Origin of the sequence: Streptomyces coryli (genome assembly GCF_011044975.1) — a bacterium.
Lineage (GTDB): Bacteria > Actinomycetota > Actinomycetes > Streptomycetales > Streptomycetaceae > Streptomyces > Streptomyces coryli.
On record NZ_JAAKZV010000165.1, the window covers coordinates 1 to 17,948 of the forward strand.

Genomic DNA, 17,948 nt, shown 5'->3' on the forward strand with positions numbered 1-17,948 from the left:
CCACCCGTCCCGCCCTGCGGGACGCCTGCCCCCGGAGTTGCGGGAGCAGCCGGCGCGCCGCCGTTCAGCTCTGCCTGGACCGCCGCGGCGGCCTCGCTCGGGGCGGCCTCTGCCGCCTTGCGCGGCCTGCGCTTGGTCGAGCCCTGGGCGACGCCGTAGCCGACGAGCACCGGCTCGCGCTTGCCACCGCCGCCGTCCTCGGACTCCCCCTCGGCGGCAGCCGGAGCGGCGGCCTCACCCGGCTGCTCCACCGCTCCCCCGGAGGGATCCGTGTCCACGGCGATGATGGACGTCCCGACGTCCACCGTCTCGCCCTCGGGGAAGTGCAGCTCGGAGACCACCCCGTCGAACGGGATCGGCAGCTCCACCGCCGCCTTCGCCGTCTCCACCTCGCACACGACCATCCCGTCGTGCACCTCGTCACCGGGGGCGACGAACCACTTGAGGATCTCGGCCTCGGTCAAGCCCTCGCCGACGTCCGGCATCTTGAATTCGCGGAAGCGCGACATCAGTTAAGTCAGCTCCCTTCAGTACGCCAGCGCGCGGTCGACGGAGTCGAGGATCCGGTCCAGGCCGGGGAGGTACTCCTCCTCCAGCCGGGCCGGCGGATACGGGGCGTGGTAGCCGCCGACCCGCAGCACGGGAGCCTCGAGGTGGTAGAAGCAGCGCTCGGTGATCCGGGCGGCGATCTCGGCGCCGGATCCGTAGAAGACGGGCGCCTCGTGCACGACGACCAGCCGGCCGGTCTTCTCGACCGAGGCCTGGACGGTGTCGAAGTCGATCGGGGACATCGAGCGCAGGTCGATGACCTCCAGCGAGCGGCCCTCCTCGGCGGCGGCCGCCGCGGCCTCCATGCAGGTCTTCACCATCGGGCCGTACGCCACCACGGTCAGGTCGCTGCCCTCGCGCGCCACCCGGGCCTTGTGCAGCGGGCCGGGGATCGCGGTCTTGTCGACCTCGCCCTTGTCCCAGTAGCGCCGCTTGGGCTCGAAGAAGATCACCGGGTCGTCGCTGGCGATCGACTGCTGCATCATCCAGTAAGCGTCGCTCGCATTGGAGGGCGAGACACACTTCAGGCCCGCCACATGCGCGAACAGCGCCTCCGGCGACTCGCTGTGGTGCTCGACCGCGCCGATGCCGCCGCCGTAGGGGATGCGGATGACGACCGGCAGCTTGATCTTGCCCAGCGCCCGCGCGTGCATCTTGGCGAGCTGGGTGACGATCTGGTCGTACGCGGGGAAGACGAAGCCGTCGAACTGGATCTCCACCACGGGCCGGTACCCGCGCAGCGCCAGGCCGATAGCCGTGCCCACGATGCCGGACTCGGCGAGCGGGGTGTCGATCACCCGGTCCTCGCCGAAGTCCTTCTGCAGGCCGTCGGTGACGCGGAAGACGCCGCCGAGCTTGCCGACGTCCTCGCCCATGACGAGGACCTTGGAGTCCTGCTCAAGACTGGTCCGGAGCGATTCGGTGATCGCCTTGGCCAGTGCCATTTTCTCTGCGGCCATGATCAGTTGCCCTCCTCGGCGAAGGACGCCTGGTATGCCGCGTACGCCGCGCGCTCCTCGTCGACGAGGGCGTGCCCGTCGGCGTAGATGTTCTCGAACATGGCCATCTCGTCCGGGTTCTCCATGGTGCGGATCGCCTCGCGGACGCGCTTGCCGAGGGCCGTGCTCTCCTCCTCGAGGGAGGCGAAGAAGTCCTCGTCGGCCAGGCCCTCGTTCTCCAGATACGTCCGCAGCCGCAGGATCGGGTCCTTGGCCTCCCAGCCCTTGCGCTCCTCGTCCTCCCGGTAGCGGGTGGGGTCGTCGGAGGTGGTGTGGGCGCCCATCCGGTACGTGTACGCCTCGACGAGCATCGGGCCCTGGCCCGAGCGGGTGTGCTCCAGGGCGGCCCGGGTGACGGCGAGGCAGGCGAGGACGTCGTTGCCGTCGACGCGTACGCCGGGAAAGCCGAAGCCGTCGGCGCGGCGGTAGAGCGGGACGCGGGACTGCTTCTCGGTCGGCTCGGAGATCGCCCACTGGTTGTTCTGGCAGAAGAACACGACCGGGGCGTTGTAGACCGCGGCGAAGGTGAAGGACTCCGCCACGTCGCCCTGGCTGGAGGCGCCGTCACCGAAATAGGCGATCACGGACGAGTCAGCGCCGTCCTTCGTGATGCCCATCGCGTAACCCGTGGCGTGCAGGGCCTGGGAGCCGATGACGATCGTGTACAGGTGGAAGTTGTTGCTGTTCGGGTCCCAGCCGCCGTTGTTCACGCCGCGGAACATGCCGAGCAGGTTCTCCGGCGGGACGCCGCGCACCCAGGCGACGCCGTGCTCGCGGTAGGTGGGGAAGGCGTAGTCGTCGTCGCGCATCGCGCGCGCGGAGCCCACCTGGGCGGCCTCCTGGCCCAGCAGCGACGGCCACAGCCCGAGCTCGCCCTGGCGCTGCAGCGTGACGCCCTCGGCGTCGAAGGCCCGGGTGAGCACCATGTCGCGGTACAGGCCGCGCAGCTCGTCGGCGGTCAGGTCGATGGCGTAATCCGGGTGCTCGACCCGCTCGCCCTCCGGGGTCAGCAGCTGGACGAGGCCCGGGTCGCCGGCCGGCTTCTTGGCCGCGGCCTTCTTCTTCGGGCTGCTCGTGCGCTTGCTGCTGCTGCGGCGCGGCTGCTTGCTGCGCGCGGCAGTGCTCTCCACGGTCACGGTGTCGCTCCTGACGTCTCTCCGGCCCCGGGGTCGCCGGCGGCCTGGGGATCACCTCCGCCGGTGGCGGAGGGGTCGGCTCACCCGATTCCCTTACGACGTACGGGGTGTGTACGCCGGTAAGGGTCCGGGCGGGACAAGCGGCCCGGCGATGCCTGCTTCAGGCACGGTACCCCGTGTTCTGTGACCACGCGAACCCTTCCTGACCTGCGATTTTCCTTGGATTTCCAAGTAAATCGCGGATCTGCGGGAAGGGCCAGTGCAGAACTGGTGGTCACGGGCTCACAGGGTGCCGGGACAGGGGCACGTTAACCCGATGGCCCCGAGCACCGGAAGACCCAATATGTGAGACTGGCTGCGTGCGCGAAGATGGAAAAATCACGGTATTCCTGCTCGATGACCACGAAGTGGTACGTCGCGGGGTACACGAGATGCTTTCGATGGAAAGCGACATCGAGGTCGTCGGCGAGGCCGGCACGGCGGCGGACGCTCTCGTCCGCATTCCGGCGGTGCGGCCCGACGTGGCCGTTCTTGATGTGCGGCTGCCGGACGGCAGCGGTGTCGAGGTGTGCCGGGAGATCCGCTCCGCGAACCCGGACATCAAGTGCCTGATGCTCACCTCGTTCGCGGACGACGAGGCGCTCTTCGACGCGATCATGGCGGGCGCGTCGGGCTATGTCCTGAAGGCCATCCGCGGCAATGAGCTGCTGACGGCCGTACGGGACGTGGCGGCGGGCAAGTCGCTGCTCGACCCGGTGGCCACGGCGCGCGTCCTGGAGCGGCTGCGCGACGGCGGCAAGGACAAGAGCGACGACAAGCTGGCGAATCTGACGGATCAGGAGCGGAAGATCCTCGACCTGATCGGCGAGGGCATGACGAACCGCGCCATCGGCGAGCAGCTGCACCTCGCCGAGAAGACGATCAAGAACTACGTCAGCAGCCTGCTCTCGAAGCTCGGCATGGAGCGCAGGTCGCAGGCGGCGGCGTACGTCGCACGGCGGCAGGCGTCTTCCGAGCAGCGGGACTCGTAGGGGCCGGTCTCACCGGGCCGGCCCCGGCCGGGGGTCAGCCCCCGGTCACGTCCCCGGTCGTCTCGCCGGTGGTGGTGCCCGCGTCGCCGCCGGTGTCACCACCCGTGTCGCCGCCGGTGTCACCACCGGTGTCGCCGCCCGTGTCTCCACCGGTGTCGCCGCCGGTGTCACCGCCCGTATTGCCGCCGGCATCGCTGCCGCCGGTGTTCGTGCCGCCGCTGGTGGGCGCCGTCGTCGGGGGCTTGGTCGGGCTGTCGGACTCCGTCGGGGTCTCCGACGGGGTCTCGGAGGTCGGGCCCTCCGTGGGCTCCTCGCTCGTGGGCGGCGGCTCCTCGGAGTAGTCGTCCGTCGGCTCCTCCGACGGGGTCTCCTTCTTGGACTCCTTGTCCGTCGGAGACTCCTGCTTCGTCGGCGTGGACTTCTGATCCTTCGGCTGGCCGCCGTCATCGTTCTGATTCATCAGCGCGAACGCCACCCCGAAGGTGATCGCGACCACGGCCAGCGCCGCGAGCAGCCACTTCTTGCCGCGTCCGGCGCCGCCCCGGCCGCGACCGCCCGGGCCGTCCCCGCCGTAACCGTCGAAGCCGCCGTCGTCGGCGCCCGGCTGGCGCAGCATCGGCGCCGCGGTCGTCGCGTCGCCGGGCTGCGCGCGCAGCGCTGTGGTGGCGGCGGTGGTGCCCATCGGCGGGGTGTTGCCGGGGGCCAGGGCCACCGTGCCGGTGTCCCACTGGCCGGTGTGGCCGCCGACGTCCTGCAGCATGCGCAGCCCGTACTGGACGACGCCGCGCATCTCCTCGGCGGTCTGGAACCGGTCGTCCGGGTCCTTCGCCAGCGAGCGCATGACAAGGCCGTCCAGCTCCGGCGGGACCGCCGTGTCGATGCCGGACGGGGGCGTCGGCGTGTCCTGGACGTGCTGGTAGACCACCGACAGCGGGGTCTCGCCGGTGAAGGGCGGGCGCAGCGCGAGGAGCTCGTAGAGCAGGCAGCCGACCGCGTAGAGGTCGGAGCGGGAGTCGATGGTCTTGCCCAGCGCCTGCTCGGGGGAGAGGTACTGGGGGGTGCCCATCACCATGCCGGTCTGGGTCATCGTCGACTGCGCGGTGTGCAGCGCGCGGGCGATGCCGAAGTCCATCACCTTGACCGCGCCCGTGTTCGTGATGATCACGTTGGCGGGCTTGATGTCGCGGTGCACGATGCCGTGCTGGTGGCTGTAGGCCAGCGCCTCCAGGACGCCGGAGATGATCAGCAGCGCCTGGTCGGGCGGCGGGGCCTCGGCATTGATCAGCAGGTCGCGGATCGTCCGGCCCTCGACCAGCTCCATCACGATGTACGGAACGGTCGCGCCGGCGACGGCGTCCTCGCCCGAGTCGTAGACGGCGACGATGGCGTGGTGGTTCAGGCCGGCCACGGACTGGGCCTCGCGCGTGAAGCGGGCCTTGGAGACCGGGTCCTCGGCGAGGTCGGCGCGGAGCAGCTTCACCGCGACCTCGCGGCCGAGGCGCACGTCCTGGGCCGCGAAGACCTCGGCCATGCCGCCACGGCCGATGCGTCTTGTCAGGCGGTAGCGGCCGTCGCCGACCAGCCCACCGTTACCCCAAAATTCCGGCGAATCGGACATTCCGGCGCCACCGTTCGCCCCCGGGTCGCCCGACCCCTGGGGGTTTTCCGTCTGTGCCATCAGTCCTCGCTGGGGTGTGGAGTCCGCTTGAAAGCCGTTCCCGGTAAGGGCACGCTACCGCTTCCGCCGGGCGCACCGGTCCGCACTGAACGGACCATGCAACATTGCCAACGTCCAAGGTGGCAAATCCGTGTCCCGGTTCTGTCCCGGCGCTGTCCCGGAATAGGGAGGGAGGTCACGGAACGGGCAACGAGCTTGACGCGTCCTGACCAGGGGGCAGACTTGCACCGTCACAGGTACGCGTACGCCGGGGGGAATCCTTACATGTCTGAGCACGGCGAGCAGTCCGCCTACGCCGGAGGCTCGGTCGGCGGCGGCCGCTACCAGCTGCAGCGCCTCCTCGGCGAGGGCGGCATGGCCTCGGTCCACCTCGCCCACGACTCCGTCCTCGACCGCCAGGTCGCGGTCAAGACGCTGCACCACGAGCTCGGCCGCGACGCCTCCTTCCGCGAGCGCTTCCGCCGCGAGGCCCAGGCCGTCGCCCGGCTCTCGCACCCGAACGTGGTCTCCGTCTTCGACACCGGCGAGGACACCCTCGACGGTGCGCAGGTGCCGTACATCGTCATGGAGTACGTCGACGGCCAGCCGCTGCGGTCCGTGCTGGACGCGGATGTCCGGCAGTACGGCGCGATGCCCACCGACAAGGCGCTGAAGATCACCGCCGATGTGCTCGCCGCGCTCGGCGCCAGCCACGAGATGGGCCTGGTCCACCGGGACATAAAGCCGGGCAACGTGATGATGACCCGCCGCGGCGTGGTCAAGGTCATGGACTTCGGCATCGCCCGCGCCATGCAGTCCGGCGTCACCGCCATGACCCAGACCGGCATGGTCGTCGGCACCCCGCAGTACCTCTCCCCCGAGCAGGCGCTGGGGCGCGGCGTGGACGCCCGCTCCGACCTGTACTCGGTCGGGATCATGCTCTTCGAGCTGCTGACCGGCCGGCTCCCCTTCGACGCGGACTCGCCGCTGGCGATCGCGTACGCGCATGTGCAGGAGGAACCGCCGACCCCGTCGGCGCTGAACCAGACCGTCCCGCCGCAGGTCGACACCCTGGTGGCGCGGGCGCTGTCGAAGAACCCGAACGACCGCTTCCCCAGCGCCGACGAGATGGCCGAGGAGTCGCGCCGCGCCAGCGGCCAGACCCCGCCGGGCGCGATGCCGTCGGTGATCGCCGCCGGCGGGCCGCAGAACTCCGGCGCCGGCGTCGGGCAGGCCGTCTTCCCGCCGGTGAACCCGCAGCAGCAGCACGCCCCCCAGTACAACTCGCCGCCCCCCGGCACCCCGGGCTTCGGCCAGCCGGCCGCGGCGGGCTACGGCGGCTTCGGCCCCGCGGGCCCCGCCACGCCGCCGCCGCACGCACCCGGCGGCTACCAGACCCCGCCGCCGTACTCGATGTCGCCGGCCGGCGCGCCGACCCCGCCCGCCGGGGGCGGTGGCGGCGGCAACAAGAACATCGCCCTCATCTCCACCGCGATCGTGGTCGCGGTGGCCGCCATCGCCGCGGTGATCATCGTGGTGGCCACGAGCGGCGACGACGGCGGCAAGGACCCGGTGGCGAAGAAGTCCCCCACCGCCTCGCAGGACGCGGGCGGTGACACCGGCGGTGGCGACACCGGCGGCGACGGCAAGGCCAAGGTCCTGCCGCCGGACCGCAGCCGCGTGATCGACAAGGAAGAGTGCACCGAGGCGCGGGAGCACTACGACGACAAATCGAAGCTGACCCTCCCGGACTTCACGTACAAGGACTATCTGTCGGTGCGCTCGTGCGCCCGGGCCGCGGGCTGGAAGATCGAGGAGACGCGGAAGGCGAGCGGCATCTGGGCCAAGGACACCGTCCTCACCCAGTTCCCCGCGAGCATGACCGCCTTCGACCCGAAGAAGGACACCATCAAGCTGGAGCTGTCCACCGGCGTGCCGGAGTAAGCCGACGGCGAAGGGCCCGTACGCACTGCGCGTACGGGCCCTTCGGTCGTTCAAGAACTGTTCACGGATCTAGAGATACGGCCCCGAGCGCGCCCCGCCCGTCTGCGGGCCGCCCTCCTCGTCATCCCCCGGCGCGGCGCCCGGGGGCAGTGCGCGGCGCATCTGCTCCAGCTGCGCGCGGGCCGCCATCTGCTGGGCGAACAGCGTGGTCTGGATGCCGTGGAACAGCCCCTCCAGCCACCCCACCAGCTGCGCCTGCGCGATGCGCAGCTCCGCCTCGGTGGGCACCGAGTCCTCCAGGAAGGGCAGCGAAAGCCGTTCGAGCTCGTCGATCAGGTCCGGCGCCAGGCCGTCCTCGAGCTCCTTCACCGAGCTGGCGTGGATCCGCTTCAGCCGCACCCGGCTCGCCTCGTCGAGAGGTGCCGCGCGGACCTCCTCCAGCAGCTGCTTGATCATGCTGCCGATGCGCATCACCTTGGCAGGCTGCTCGACCATCTCCGTCACCGGAACCTCGCGCGACTCGTCATCGCCCGTGCCGCCGGGTTTGGCGTTGCCGAGGGCCATTCCGTCCGGCCCCACGACCAGGACGTGCGGGCTCTCCTGCGACTGTTCGTTGCTCGGAGTGTTCATGTGTCCATTGTCCCGCACGGGCGTCTCGCTGTGGTTGTCCCCCCGTATCCGCGTGGTCATCCCTCCCCCCGCCGCAGCAGCGGGATCCGGGAGCGGGTGACGAGCGCGGCGAGCAGCGCGGCGCCGAGCGGGACGACGAGCAGCAGCCCGGCGAGGGTCTCCCAGGGGATGGCGATGGGGATGTGCGGCTCGCCGCCCCAGCCGTTGCCGAGGGTCTCGGCGTAGTCCGCGAGCTTTCTGCGCTCCTCGGCCTTGCGCAGCCCGATCGCCGGGATCAGCCCCGCGATCGAGCCGAGCACCACGCCCATCGCGGCGATCAGCCCGCACTGGAGGCCGGAGAGCGTGCGGCGTACGCGGGTGCCGGCGCCGACCGCGGCGAGGGTGCGCAGGTCGGGTTCGGCGTCGGCCTGGGCGAGGCCGGTGGCGATGCCGGCGGCGCCGAGGGTGACGAGGGCGGCGAAGAGGGTGAGGGCGAGGAGGACGTTGTTGCTGTCGCTCTTGTAGCCCTTCTCGACGTGCAGGATCGGGTTCACGTTGAGCTCGTTGAAGGCGCTGCTCAGGGCCTGGGTCTCGGCGTCGGTGGGGAGACGGTCGGTGCGGAAGTAGGCGCCGAAGTTCTGGTGGTCGAGGCCTGCCTTGGTTACGGCGGCGGGCGGGAGGAGGACGTTGACGCCGTAGATCTCGTCCTGGCCGCGGAGGTGGTGGGCGGGGAGGGGGATGGTGCGGTCGGCCTTCTTGGTGGTGTCCGGGTCCCCGTCGTCCGCGTTGTAGTAGTCCTGCTCCTTCTTGAAGACGGCCAGGGTGATCCGGTCGTCCTTGATGTACCGCTGGGTGAAGGAGACGGCGTGGCCGCGCTCCAGCGCCGCGTACGCCTGCCGGTCCTGCACGCCGAGCGCCTTGAGCACGTCGGTGCCGCCGACCAGCACGTCCATGCCGGCCATCATCGGTATGTGAGGGGTCTGGGGCGGGTTGCACTGCCAGCTCTTCATCATCTTCTGTCGCTCGGCCGCGGAGAGCTTCTCGTCCCCGCCGTAGTGCAGCGGGCAGTCATTCCCCTCGGGTACGACGACGGTCGCGCCCCCGCACTTGGAGCCGCCGCCGCTCAGCCCGCCGCACGTCACCCCGCCGACGGAGAGGTGCCCGACGTCGGCGCGGCCGGTGGTCTTCAGGTTCTGCTCGACGGCGTCGCCCACCCGGTCCGCGGTACGCCCCGTGCCGCGCTCCATCTGCACGCTCACCACGCCGTGCGGCGCCGACGGCGCGTACTCGTCCCGGCGCTGCTGGTCGACGCTGGCCGTATACGTGGCCACCGCCACAGAGCCGGCGACCGCCGCCAGCACCGCGGCCACGGCGGGCGCGGTGCGGCCCCGGTTGCGTACGGCGTCGCGCAGCGCCAGCCGCGGGGAGAGCGGCAGGATGCGGCCGAGCCGGCCGAAGAGCCCGACCAGGAACGGTGTCAGCGCTACCAGGCCCAACTCGGCGATGCCGCTGCCGATGCCGACGACCTCGACGCGGTCGGTCAGGGTCGCGCCGGCAATCGCGATGGCGACGCCGACGCCGATCGCGATGAACCCCACGATGGGCAGCACCCGGCTGGAACGCCGCACCCCGCGTCGCCCGGTCAGGGACGAGAGCACGCTCTGCCGGGCGGCGGCGATGGCCGGGAACAGCGCAGCGAGCAGCCCGGTGAGCACCGCGAGGCCGGCGATCCCGGCGAGTTCCAGCGGTGGCAGGTCGAAGCTGCTGAAGCGGGTGTGCAGTCGTTCCTCGATGAGCGGGCGGGCCAGGGCCGTGGCGCCGATGGCGAGGGCGAGGCCGAGCACCGCCGCGGCGACGCCGATCACCAGGCCGCCGGACAGCACCACGGAGCGGATGTGCCGCCGGTCGCCGCCCTGCGCGCCGAGCAGGCCGAGCTGGCGCCGCTGGCGGCGGGCTCCGACGGCGAAGGCGGGGCCTGCGAGCAGGCAGATCTCCAGGATGGCGAGGCCGACGACCGTCACGGCGATGGTGAGGACGAGGGCCTGGTCGCTGGTGGGCTCGTAGGCGCCGGGACGCATGCCGGGCGACTTGCGGTAGAACGGCACCTCGGACTCGGGCGGCGGGTCGAGCAGGACGGCCTTCGACGTGACCACGATGCCGTGGGTGTTGGTCTCCTTGACCATGTCCCAGGTGTAGGCGCCGGGCACGGAGACCAGGTAACCGAGCCGGTCCACCCCGTCGTTGGGCTTGCTGCCGTCGGTACGGATCATCGCGCCGGGCAGGGCGCTGAGCTGCTTGTTGTTCAGGGAGCCGGGGAGTTCGTAGGCGCCGGTGATGCGGTACGCGCGGCCGCCCTCGACCGGCCGGAGGGTCGATCCCACCCGCAGGCCGCTGCTGTCGAGGAAGGCCTGGGTGGCGGCGACCTCGCCGGTGGTCTTCGGGTAACGGCCGCGCAGCAGCGTCGCGATGCCCCGCGCCATCGGGTCGGCCAGCTTCAGCTCGCGGACGTGGACGCGCAGCACGCCGTGTTCGGTACGGACCCGGGTGGCGGCGCGCTGGTCGCTGAGCCAGTGGGCGCCCGGGGGCATGACGGCCTTGAGGTCAGAGGGCTCGGGGCGCTCGTCGCGCTGCTTGGCGTCGCCGCCGCGGTCCTTCTTCACGGGGACGGCGTCCCAGCCGTCCGGGTGCTGGTAGACGGGCCGTTCACCGCGGCCGACGCCGGGGAAGGAGAGCCGGCCGTCGGCAGCCCCGTAATCGCGCTGGAGCTGCTGCTCCTCGCTCGGATCCGAGCTGCGGATGGTGATGTCGGCGGCGGCGACGCCGAAGATCGGCAGGGCGATCATGGCGAGCACGAGGGCGCTGCGGCCCTTGTGGCGGCGGGCGTCGCGGCGGGCGATGCGGAGGGCGGCGCGCCAGCCCGTAAGTCTGCCGCTCAGCGGCCCGCTCACTGCGCCGCTCCCGGCGTGAGCAGCGCGCTCGCGTCGGAGCGGAGCGTCTGGTCGACGACCTCGCCGTCGCGCAGGAAGACGACCCGGTCGGCCCAGGCGGCGAAGCGCGGTTCGTGGGTGACGAGGATGCCGGCGGCGCCGGCGTCGCAGCGGGCGCGAAGCACGGCCAGCACGGACTCGCCGGTCTCGGAGTCGAGCGCGCCGGTGGGTTCGTCGGCGAGGACCAGGCGGCGGTCACCGACCAGGGCGCGGGCGATGGCGGTGCGCTGCTGCTGGCCGCCGGATATCTCGTCCGGGAAGCGGTCGGCGATGTCGGCGAGGCCCATCTCGTCGAGTGCGGCGAGGGCTTCGGTACGGGCCTTCTTCGCGCGGATGCCGTCCAGTTCGCGGGGCAGGGCGATGTTCTCGGCGGCGGTGAGGGCCGGGATGAGGTTGTAGTCCTGGAAGACATAGCCGATGGCGCGGCGGCGCAAGGCCGCGACGTCGCGGCGGCTCGCGGTGGTGAGGTCGGTGCCCTCGACGGTCACGGTGCCGGAGGTCGGCGCGTCCAGGCCGCCGGCGAGGGTGAGGAGGGTGGACTTGCCGGAGCCCGACGGGCCCATGACAGCGACCAGTTCGCCGGGGAAGACGTCCAGGTCGAGGGGGCGGAGGGCGTGGACCTCGGTGGGTCCCGAGCCGTGGGTGCGGGCGAGTTGGCGGAGCTGGAGTACGGGTGTGGCGGTCATGGGTCCCCCTGGTTGGTGAGTTGGTCCGTACGCGCTATCTCGCCGCGTCCCGCGCGGCACCGCGCCGCCCCCTGTCCGGCGCGGTGCCGTCGCCGCGCGCTTGCGCTGAGCGCGCCACCCGCACCAGGCGGGCCTCCGAGTGGTCCAGCCAGCGGGCCTCGGCCTCGGCCTGGAAGATGAGCTGTTCCAGGACGAGCAGCCAGGCCAGGTCGTCGCTGCCTGCCTCGGGGTGCTCCAGGGTGGTCAGGGCCTGGGCCTTGAGACGGGTGTAGTCCTGCATCGCGCCGATGGTGTGGGCACGTTGGGCCTGGATCACGGCGCTGATGTCCACGCCGGGGGCGCCGACCGCCATCGCCAGCTTGATCGCGAGCTCGTCGCGGGCCGGCCGCTGCCGGTCTACGGGTGTGGCGTACCAGACGCGCAACTCGGCGCGGCCGTCGCCGGTGATGGCGTAGAGCGCGTGGCCCGAGTCGTCCTCACCGTCGGGCTTGACGAGGCCGTCGCGCTCCAGGCGGTTGAGGGTCGTGTAGACCTGGCCGACATTCAGCGGCCAGGTGGCTCCGGTACGGGACTCGAACTCCGCGCGGAGCTGGTTGCCGTAGCGGGGTCCGGACTCGAGGAGGGCGAGGAGGCCGTGGCGGATCGACATACTGAGTATGTATACCGAGTATGTTCGTGGCGCACAAGGCGCGGACCGGGGTAAGTCCGGGCTTACGTACGGCGGCGCAGGCGCAGTGCGATGAACCCAAGCCCCAGTCCGACGAGGGTCATTCCGGTGCCGAGCGGGAGCACGCGCTCGGCGGCGGTGGTAGTGGTCCGCGAGGCGGCCCGGTCGTCGCCGGGGGCGGCGTCGGGGACGTAGGTGAGGGTGTGGTCGGGCTCGGGGTCGAGGCGTGGCCCGGCCGGTTCGCCGTAGGAGTCGTGCTCCGGGACCCAGGGCTGGTGATGCTGACGCGGAGCCGCTTCCGCGGGGTGGTCGCGCTCGGGCTTGCGGGTGGCCTTGGGGCCGGATTCGGCGCGCTCGCGCGGCTTGGTGTGGTCGCGATCCTTGTCGCGCTCCTGCCGCTGCTCGCGCTTGTCCGCCTCGGCCCGGGCTCCGCCGCCACCGCCGGCCTCAGGCTCACGATCCGGCTTCCGCGCCTCGGCCGGCTGGTCAGGTGTCGCCTCGCCGGACGGCAACCCGCTTCCCCCGTCGGCGCCTTCGGAAGCACCGCCACCGGCATCCTCACCCGGCCGACCACCCGGACCACCGGACGGAGAGGGCGCACCCTCACGCCCACTGCCCGTACCCCCGTCGTGCTCCCCCGGAGGCTCGCCCTGCCGCCCCGGATGCTCACGCCCCTCACCGGGCCGATTGCCCGCCAGCCGCCCAGGCGGCGGCGTAAAGGGATCAGCCTCAACCGGCACCGGCGCCGGAACGGGCACTGTCGCAGGAGACACGGCCGCCGCAGGAGCAGCCGCCGCCTGCGCCACCGGCCCGAGGACCACGCCCAGCGCCACGACCCACACGGCCCCGGCCCGTACCCCCGTCCGCACCCGCCGCCCCGCGGCGATCGCGGCACCCGCTCCCACCCGCCGCATCGCGGCGTCGGCGGCGCGGAGCCGGCGCATCGTGGGGCGGACTGCGTGGGCCACGGCCGAGAACCTTCCTGTACCAGGAGCACCGGTGCGACGCTTCGAGCGTCACATAGCGGTGCAAACCCGGCATCAGGTGTTGGTCCGACCGTGGCCCCCCTCCTGCGCAGGCGTCCTCAGACGGTCAGCAGCACCTTCCCCACATGGCCGCTCTCCTCCACGTACCGGTGCGCGTCCGCCGCGTCCTGCATGGCCACCGCCCGGTCGATCACCGGCTTCACCCGGCCGGACTCGATCAGCGGCCAGACGTGCTCGCGCACCGCCGCCACGATCGACGCCTTCTCGCCCAGCGGGCGCGAGCGCAGCGTCGTACCGACGACCGCGCCGCGCTTCATCATCAGCGCGCCGATGTCGAGCTCGCCGCGGCGGCCGCCCTGCATGCCGATGATGGTGATGCGGCCGTTCACGGCGAGGGCCTTGACGTTCTGCTTCAGGTAGTCGGCGCCGACGATGTCGAGGATGACGTCCGCGCCGCCCCCGTCCGTCGCCTTCTTCAGCTCGCTCGCGAAGTCCTGCTCGCGGTAGTTGATCAGGATGTCGGCGCCCAGCGCGCGGCAGCGCTCCAGCTTCTCGGCGCTGCCCGCCGTCACCGCCACCCGCGCGCCGACGGCCTTCGCCAGCTGGATGGCCATGGTGCCGATACCGCTCGCGCCGCCGTGCACGAGAAGCGTTTCTCCGGGGCGGAGGTGGGCGACCATGAAGACGTTCGACCAGACCGTGGACGCCACCTCGGGCAGCGCGGCGGCCGCGACCAGGTCGACGCCCTGCGGTACGGGCAGCAGCTGCCCGGCAGGCACCGCCACCTTCGTCGCGTAACCGCCGCCGGAGAGCAGCGCGCACACCTCGTCACCGACCGCCCAGCCGGCCACGCCGGGGCCGAGCGCGGCGACCCGCCCCGAGGCCTCGAGCCCGGGATACGGCGGGGCGCCGGGCGGCGGCGGATAGTTGCCCTGCCGCTGCGCGATATCCGCGCGGTTCACGGCGCTCGCCACGACATCGACGAGCACCTCCCCCTCGGCGGGTACGGGATCGGGGACCTCCGCCCAGGTCAGGATGTCCGGGTCACCGGGCTGGGGAATCGTCATCGCGTGCATGCGAGGGACGCTACCTCAGGGCCCTATCCTCCTGAATCAGCAGTTTCATGATCTGTTCCGCCGCCGCTACGTCGAGGTCCGCAAGCCGGCCACCAGCCGTGACCTCAAGTGGATGTCAGTGGTCGCCAGTACGTTGATGAGGTGAGCCACAAGCAGGGTTTCCGGGTTGAGCTGGCCCCCAACGATACGGAGGCGGCACTCATGGGCGCCCATTGCGGGTTGTCACGGGTGGTCGAGAACTTTTGCCTGGAGACCGTCGGCAAGAAGTGGGCGCAACGGCAGGCCGAGGAGACTTATGGCATCACCGGTGACGATCTGACGAAGGTTCCCTGGTCTGCGCCCGCGCTGGAGAGGGAGTGGCGAGCCGCTCACCCGAAGCGTTATCCGTGGTTTTCGGAGACCCGCATGTCCTCCCGCGTACCGAAGGAGGCATGCCGGGTGCGGGCGGCCGGGTTCGGCAACTACTTCAATTCGAAGAAATACCGGCGCAAGGGCGCAAGGGTGGGCTTTCCGACGTGGCGTAAGCGCAAGCACGGCTCCCGCTTCCGCTACGACGCTGACCGGGCCAAGCCTCTCGGTCCACGCGTTGTGCGACTGCCGGCGATCGGTGACGTGTCCACGCGTGAAGACATGTCCTGGCTGGTCGATCGCCTGGCCACTGGCCAGGCCCGCATCCTCGGCGCCACCGTTCGGGAACGAGGCGGACGCTGGTGGATCTCCTTCCAGATCGACATCGCTCAAGACGACATCAACAAGCGCCGCCAAGTCGCCGCAGACGCCCCGACGTGTGGAATCGACCTCGGCTTGAGGACGTTCGCCGTCATCAGCAGCAGCGACGGCAGCACGGAGGAAATCCACGCCCCCAAGCCACTCAAGGCTGCCCAGCGGGCGCTGAAGCGAGCCAATCGCACACTGGCCCGCACGGCCGAGGGCTCCAAGAACCGGGCCAAGGCCCGTCGCCGGGTCGGCCTGCTGCATCTACGGATCGCGGACCGGCGCCGGGACTTGCTGCACCAGACCACCACCAGGCTGACGAGAACCAAGTCCGCCATCGCCGCATCTGGAAGGCCGATCGCTGGTTCGCCTCCAGCAAGACATGCGCCGGCTGTGGCCACATCAACCGAGCCCTGGCCCTGGCCGACCGCACCTGGGAATGCCCCGTCTGCGGAGCTGTGCACGACCGGGATCACAACGCGGCAGGAAACCTCCTCGCGGCGATGCTCGCCGACAGCGGTGCCCCGCGCCAAACCCTCGCCGGGAAGTTCCCCGGAGAGGCAAAACGCCTCGTGGAGACCACGTGAGCCCGCACTCCCCGGAGTCGGCAGCGGTCGATGAAACAGGAAGAAGTTCAGCGAGACAATCGCCGACCTTCGCGCAACGGAATGGTGATCGCATGCATCCCGCCGCGTTTGCCCTCAGTCGCGCGGGACCCCCACCGAGCCCATCGGCCCCGGGGCCCGTACGACCGTGATCAGCCGGTCCTCCAGCTCGATGCGCTGCGCGTCCGGGTTGTCGTAACCCATCAGCCGGCGGCCCCGCTTGACCGCGATCACCAGGTCGTCGGTCTCGCGTGGGGAGCGGCCGACGTCGGAGCTGGTGGCGGCGCGTTCGACCAGGTCGAGGCCGGAGCCCTGGACGATCAGGTCCTCCAGGACGGTGCCGGCGCTGGGGCTGAGGACGGACAGGCCGAGGAGGCGGCCGGCCGCGGAGGAGGAGGTGATGACGGCGTCGGCGCCGGACTGGCGAAGCAGCGGGGCGTTCTCCTCCTCGCGGACCGCGGCGACGATGTTGGCGTGCTTGTTGAGCTGCCGGACCGTGAGCGTGACGAGTACGGCCGTGTCGTCGCGCTGACCGGCGATGATGACCTGCTTGGCGCGCTGCACCTCGGCCCGTGTGAGCACGTCGCTGCGGGTGGCGTCGCCGATGACGGCGGCGAAGCCCTCGGCGTTGGCGGCGCTGATCATCTTCTGGCTGGCGTCGATGACCACCACGCGCTCCTTCGACAGGCCCTTCGCGCACAGCGTCTGCAGCGCGGAGCGGCCCTTGGTGCCGTAGCCGACGACGATCGTGTGGTCGCGCAAGCTCTTCCTCCAGTGATCGATGCGCCATTGCTCGCGGGTGGTCTTGGTGAGCACCTCGAGGGTGGTGCCGACCAGGATGATCAGGAACAGCACGCGCAGCGGGGTGATCACGAAGATGGTGATGATCCGCGCCCAGTCGGAGACCGGGACGACGTCGCCGTAGCCGGTGGTGGAGAGCGAGACGGTGGCGTAGTACGCGGCGTCGATGAAGCTGACGTCTTCGTCGTGGTTGTCCGTGTAACCGTCCCGGCCGAGGTAGACGATCATCGTCGTGGCCAGCAGCGTGAGCAACGCGAGCAGCAGCCGGGAGCCGACCTGGCGGAGCGGGCCCGGGAGGCGGGTGGGGAGCTGGACGCGGAAGCCGCTGCGCTGGGGTGGCTCGGCGTCCGGCAGGTCGGGGCGCTGCATCGGTGGGTCAGGCCTCCCGTTTCCACGGGAGGGGGAGGAGGTGGACGGCCTCGGAGACCTCCGCGTCGGCCGGCGGCAGCACCGCCAGCGCGTCGGCGGCGGCCAGGCTGCGCAGCATGGCCGGGCCCGAGAAGCGCAGCGGGCGGATCAGCCCCGGCGCGTCGAAGGCCATGTCGTACGCGGCGTCGTACGCCACCGGCACCAGGCGCGTGTCGCGCGGGTGCGGGCGGGCGGCGCCGGCCAGGCGGGCGCGCATCGGCTGCTGCTGGTCTGCTCCCCGGAGGGTGCGCAGGAGCGGGGCGGCGAGCGTGAGCAGGCCGGATACGGCGGCGAGCGGGTTGCCGGGGAGTCCCGCGAGGTGGCCGCCCGAGGGGAGGCGGGCGAGCAGCATCGGGTGGCCCGGGCGGACCGCGACGCCGTCGATGAGCAGTTCCGCGCCGAGCCGGCGGAGGGTGGCGTGGACGTGGTCGACCGGTCCCGCGGCCGTGCCGCCGGTGGTGATGACGAGGTCGGCGGTGGAGGTGGCGACGGCCTCGTGGAGGAGTTCGGCGTCGTCGCCGAGGCGGCGGGTGACGAACGGGTCCGCGCCGAGGGCGCCGAGCCACGGCGCGAGCATCGGGCCGAGGGCGTCGCGGATACGGCCGTCGCGCGGGCCGCCGCGGTGCAGCAGCTCCTCGCCGAGGATGAGGATCTCCACGCGGGGGCGGCGGGTGACGGTGAGCTCGTCGTAACCGGCCGCGGCGGCGAGGCCGAGGACGGCGGGGGTCACCTCGGCGCCGGCGGCGATGAGTTCCGTACCGGAACGGCATTCCTGGCCGCGCGGGCGGATGTCCTGGCCCTGGCGCACCTCCTGGGTGGCGTGCAGGGTGCCGTCGTGCAGCTTCGCGTGCTCCGTGCGCAGCACGCCCGTGGAGCCAGGGGGGACGCGGGCGCCGGTGGCGATACGGATCGCCGCGCCGTCGGCGAGGGGGGTGTGGTCCTGCCCGCCGGCCAGGATGCCCTGGCCCTCCTGGCAGCGCCACGGGCCCGGGCCTGCGACGGCGTAGCCGTCCATCGCGGAGGTGTCGAAGGCCGGGAGGTCGGTGAGGGCTTCGAGGGGGGTGGCGAGGATGTGGCCGGTGGCGGAGGCGAGG

At 71.7% G+C, this 17,948-nt stretch carries 15 protein-coding genes and 1 pseudogene; 4 read left to right on the forward strand and 12 right to left on the reverse strand.

Annotated features, from left to right (window positions below; all coding sequences use genetic code 11):
• From G5C51_RS28440 to pdhA, 3 genes are all read right to left on the reverse strand, one after another.
• Positions 1 to 509 (reverse strand): biotin/lipoyl-containing protein (locus G5C51_RS28440; RefSeq protein ID WP_338118326.1); only part of this gene is annotated, 509 nt, incomplete at its 3' end.
• 18 nt (positions 510 to 527) lie between these two features.
• Positions 528 to 1,508: an alpha-ketoacid dehydrogenase subunit beta gene (locus tag G5C51_RS28445; protein WP_165241186.1), complete on the reverse strand. Its 981-nt coding sequence runs from the start codon at positions 1,506 to 1,508 to the stop codon at positions 528 to 530.
• 2 nt (positions 1,509 to 1,510) lie between these two features.
• Complete coding sequence (gene pdhA, locus G5C51_RS28450) at positions 1,511 to 2,683, reverse strand: pyruvate dehydrogenase (acetyl-transferring) E1 component subunit alpha (RefSeq protein WP_165241188.1); 1,173 nt, start codon at positions 2,681 to 2,683, stop codon at positions 1,511 to 1,513.
• A 359-nt stretch (positions 2,684 to 3,042) separates the two neighbouring features.
• Between pdhA and G5C51_RS28455 the strand changes: the two genes are divergently transcribed.
• A complete protein-coding gene (locus G5C51_RS28455; protein ID WP_165241190.1) occupies positions 3,043 to 3,714 on the forward strand; it encodes a response regulator in 672 nt (223 codons plus the stop codon).
• Positions 3,715 to 3,748: 34 nt separating this feature from the next.
• Here G5C51_RS28455 and G5C51_RS28460 read toward each other — a convergent pair whose 3' ends face one another.
• The gene (locus tag G5C51_RS28460; protein WP_165241192.1) at positions 3,749 to 5,392 is read right to left on the reverse strand and encodes a protein kinase domain-containing protein; all 1,644 of its coding nucleotides are present in this window, start codon (positions 5,390 to 5,392) and stop codon (positions 3,749 to 3,751) included.
• 264 nt (positions 5,393 to 5,656) lie between these two features.
• Here G5C51_RS28460 and G5C51_RS28465 point away from each other — a divergent pair, with 264 nt between their 5' ends.
• Positions 5,657 to 7,315 (forward strand): protein kinase domain-containing protein, encoded by a 1,659-nt coding sequence (locus tag G5C51_RS28465; RefSeq protein ID WP_165241194.1) that lies wholly within the window; start codon positions 5,657 to 5,659, stop codon positions 7,313 to 7,315.
• A gap of 69 nt (positions 7,316 to 7,384) precedes the next feature.
• Here G5C51_RS28465 and G5C51_RS28470 read toward each other — a convergent pair whose 3' ends face one another.
• The 6 genes from G5C51_RS28470 to G5C51_RS28495 all read right to left on the reverse strand — a co-directional run bounded on the left by G5C51_RS28470 (position 7,385) and on the right by G5C51_RS28495 (position 14,326).
• Positions 7,385 to 7,945, reverse strand: a complete 561-nt coding sequence (locus G5C51_RS28470; RefSeq protein WP_165241196.1) for a bacterial proteasome activator family protein — start codon at positions 7,943 to 7,945, stop codon at positions 7,385 to 7,387.
• A 56-nt stretch (positions 7,946 to 8,001) separates the two neighbouring features.
• A complete protein-coding gene (locus tag G5C51_RS28475; protein ID WP_338118327.1) occupies positions 8,002 to 10,872 on the reverse strand; it encodes an FtsX-like permease family protein in 2,871 nt (956 codons plus the stop codon).
• Positions 10,869 to 11,597, reverse strand: a complete 729-nt coding sequence (locus G5C51_RS28480) for an ABC transporter ATP-binding protein (protein ID WP_165241198.1) — start codon at positions 11,595 to 11,597, stop codon at positions 10,869 to 10,871. The genes G5C51_RS28475 and G5C51_RS28480 overlap by 4 nt, the downstream gene beginning before the upstream one ends.
• Before the next feature lie 34 nt (positions 11,598 to 11,631).
• Positions 11,632 to 12,246 (reverse strand): PadR family transcriptional regulator, encoded by a 615-nt coding sequence (locus G5C51_RS28485; RefSeq protein ID WP_165241200.1) that lies wholly within the window; start codon positions 12,244 to 12,246, stop codon positions 11,632 to 11,634.
• Positions 12,247 to 12,308: 62 nt separating this feature from the next.
• Entirely contained in the window at positions 12,309 to 13,232 is a 924-nt protein-coding gene (locus G5C51_RS28490; RefSeq protein ID WP_165241202.1) for a hypothetical protein, read from the reverse strand.
• Positions 13,233 to 13,348: 116 nt separating this feature from the next.
• Positions 13,349 to 14,326, reverse strand: a complete 978-nt coding sequence (locus G5C51_RS28495; protein WP_165241204.1) for an NAD(P)H-quinone oxidoreductase — start codon at positions 14,324 to 14,326, stop codon at positions 13,349 to 13,351.
• A 141-nt stretch (positions 14,327 to 14,467) separates the two neighbouring features.
• Here G5C51_RS28495 and G5C51_RS28500 point away from each other — a divergent pair.
• Both G5C51_RS28500 and G5C51_RS44340 read left to right on the forward strand, forming a co-directional pair.
• Positions 14,468 to 15,364 (forward strand): annotated as a pseudogene (locus G5C51_RS28500) (RNA-guided endonuclease InsQ/TnpB family protein); the annotation flags it as partial.
• Positions 15,365 to 15,384: 20 nt separating this feature from the next.
• A complete protein-coding gene (locus G5C51_RS44340) occupies positions 15,385 to 15,627 on the forward strand; it encodes a zinc ribbon domain-containing protein (protein WP_420824866.1) in 243 nt (80 codons plus the stop codon).
• 114 nt (positions 15,628 to 15,741) lie between these two features.
• On the opposite strand, the gene G5C51_RS28505 is transcribed toward G5C51_RS44340, so the two are convergent.
• Positions 15,742 to 16,815 carry a potassium channel family protein gene (locus tag G5C51_RS28505; protein WP_165241206.1) on the reverse strand — a complete coding sequence of 358 codons (1,074 nt, stop codon included), beginning with the start codon at positions 16,813 to 16,815 and terminating at the stop codon, positions 15,742 to 15,744.
• 7 nt (positions 16,816 to 16,822) lie between these two features.
• Positions 16,823 to 17,948 (reverse strand): molybdopterin molybdotransferase MoeA (locus G5C51_RS28510; RefSeq protein WP_165241208.1); only part of this gene is annotated, 1,126 nt, incomplete at its 5' end.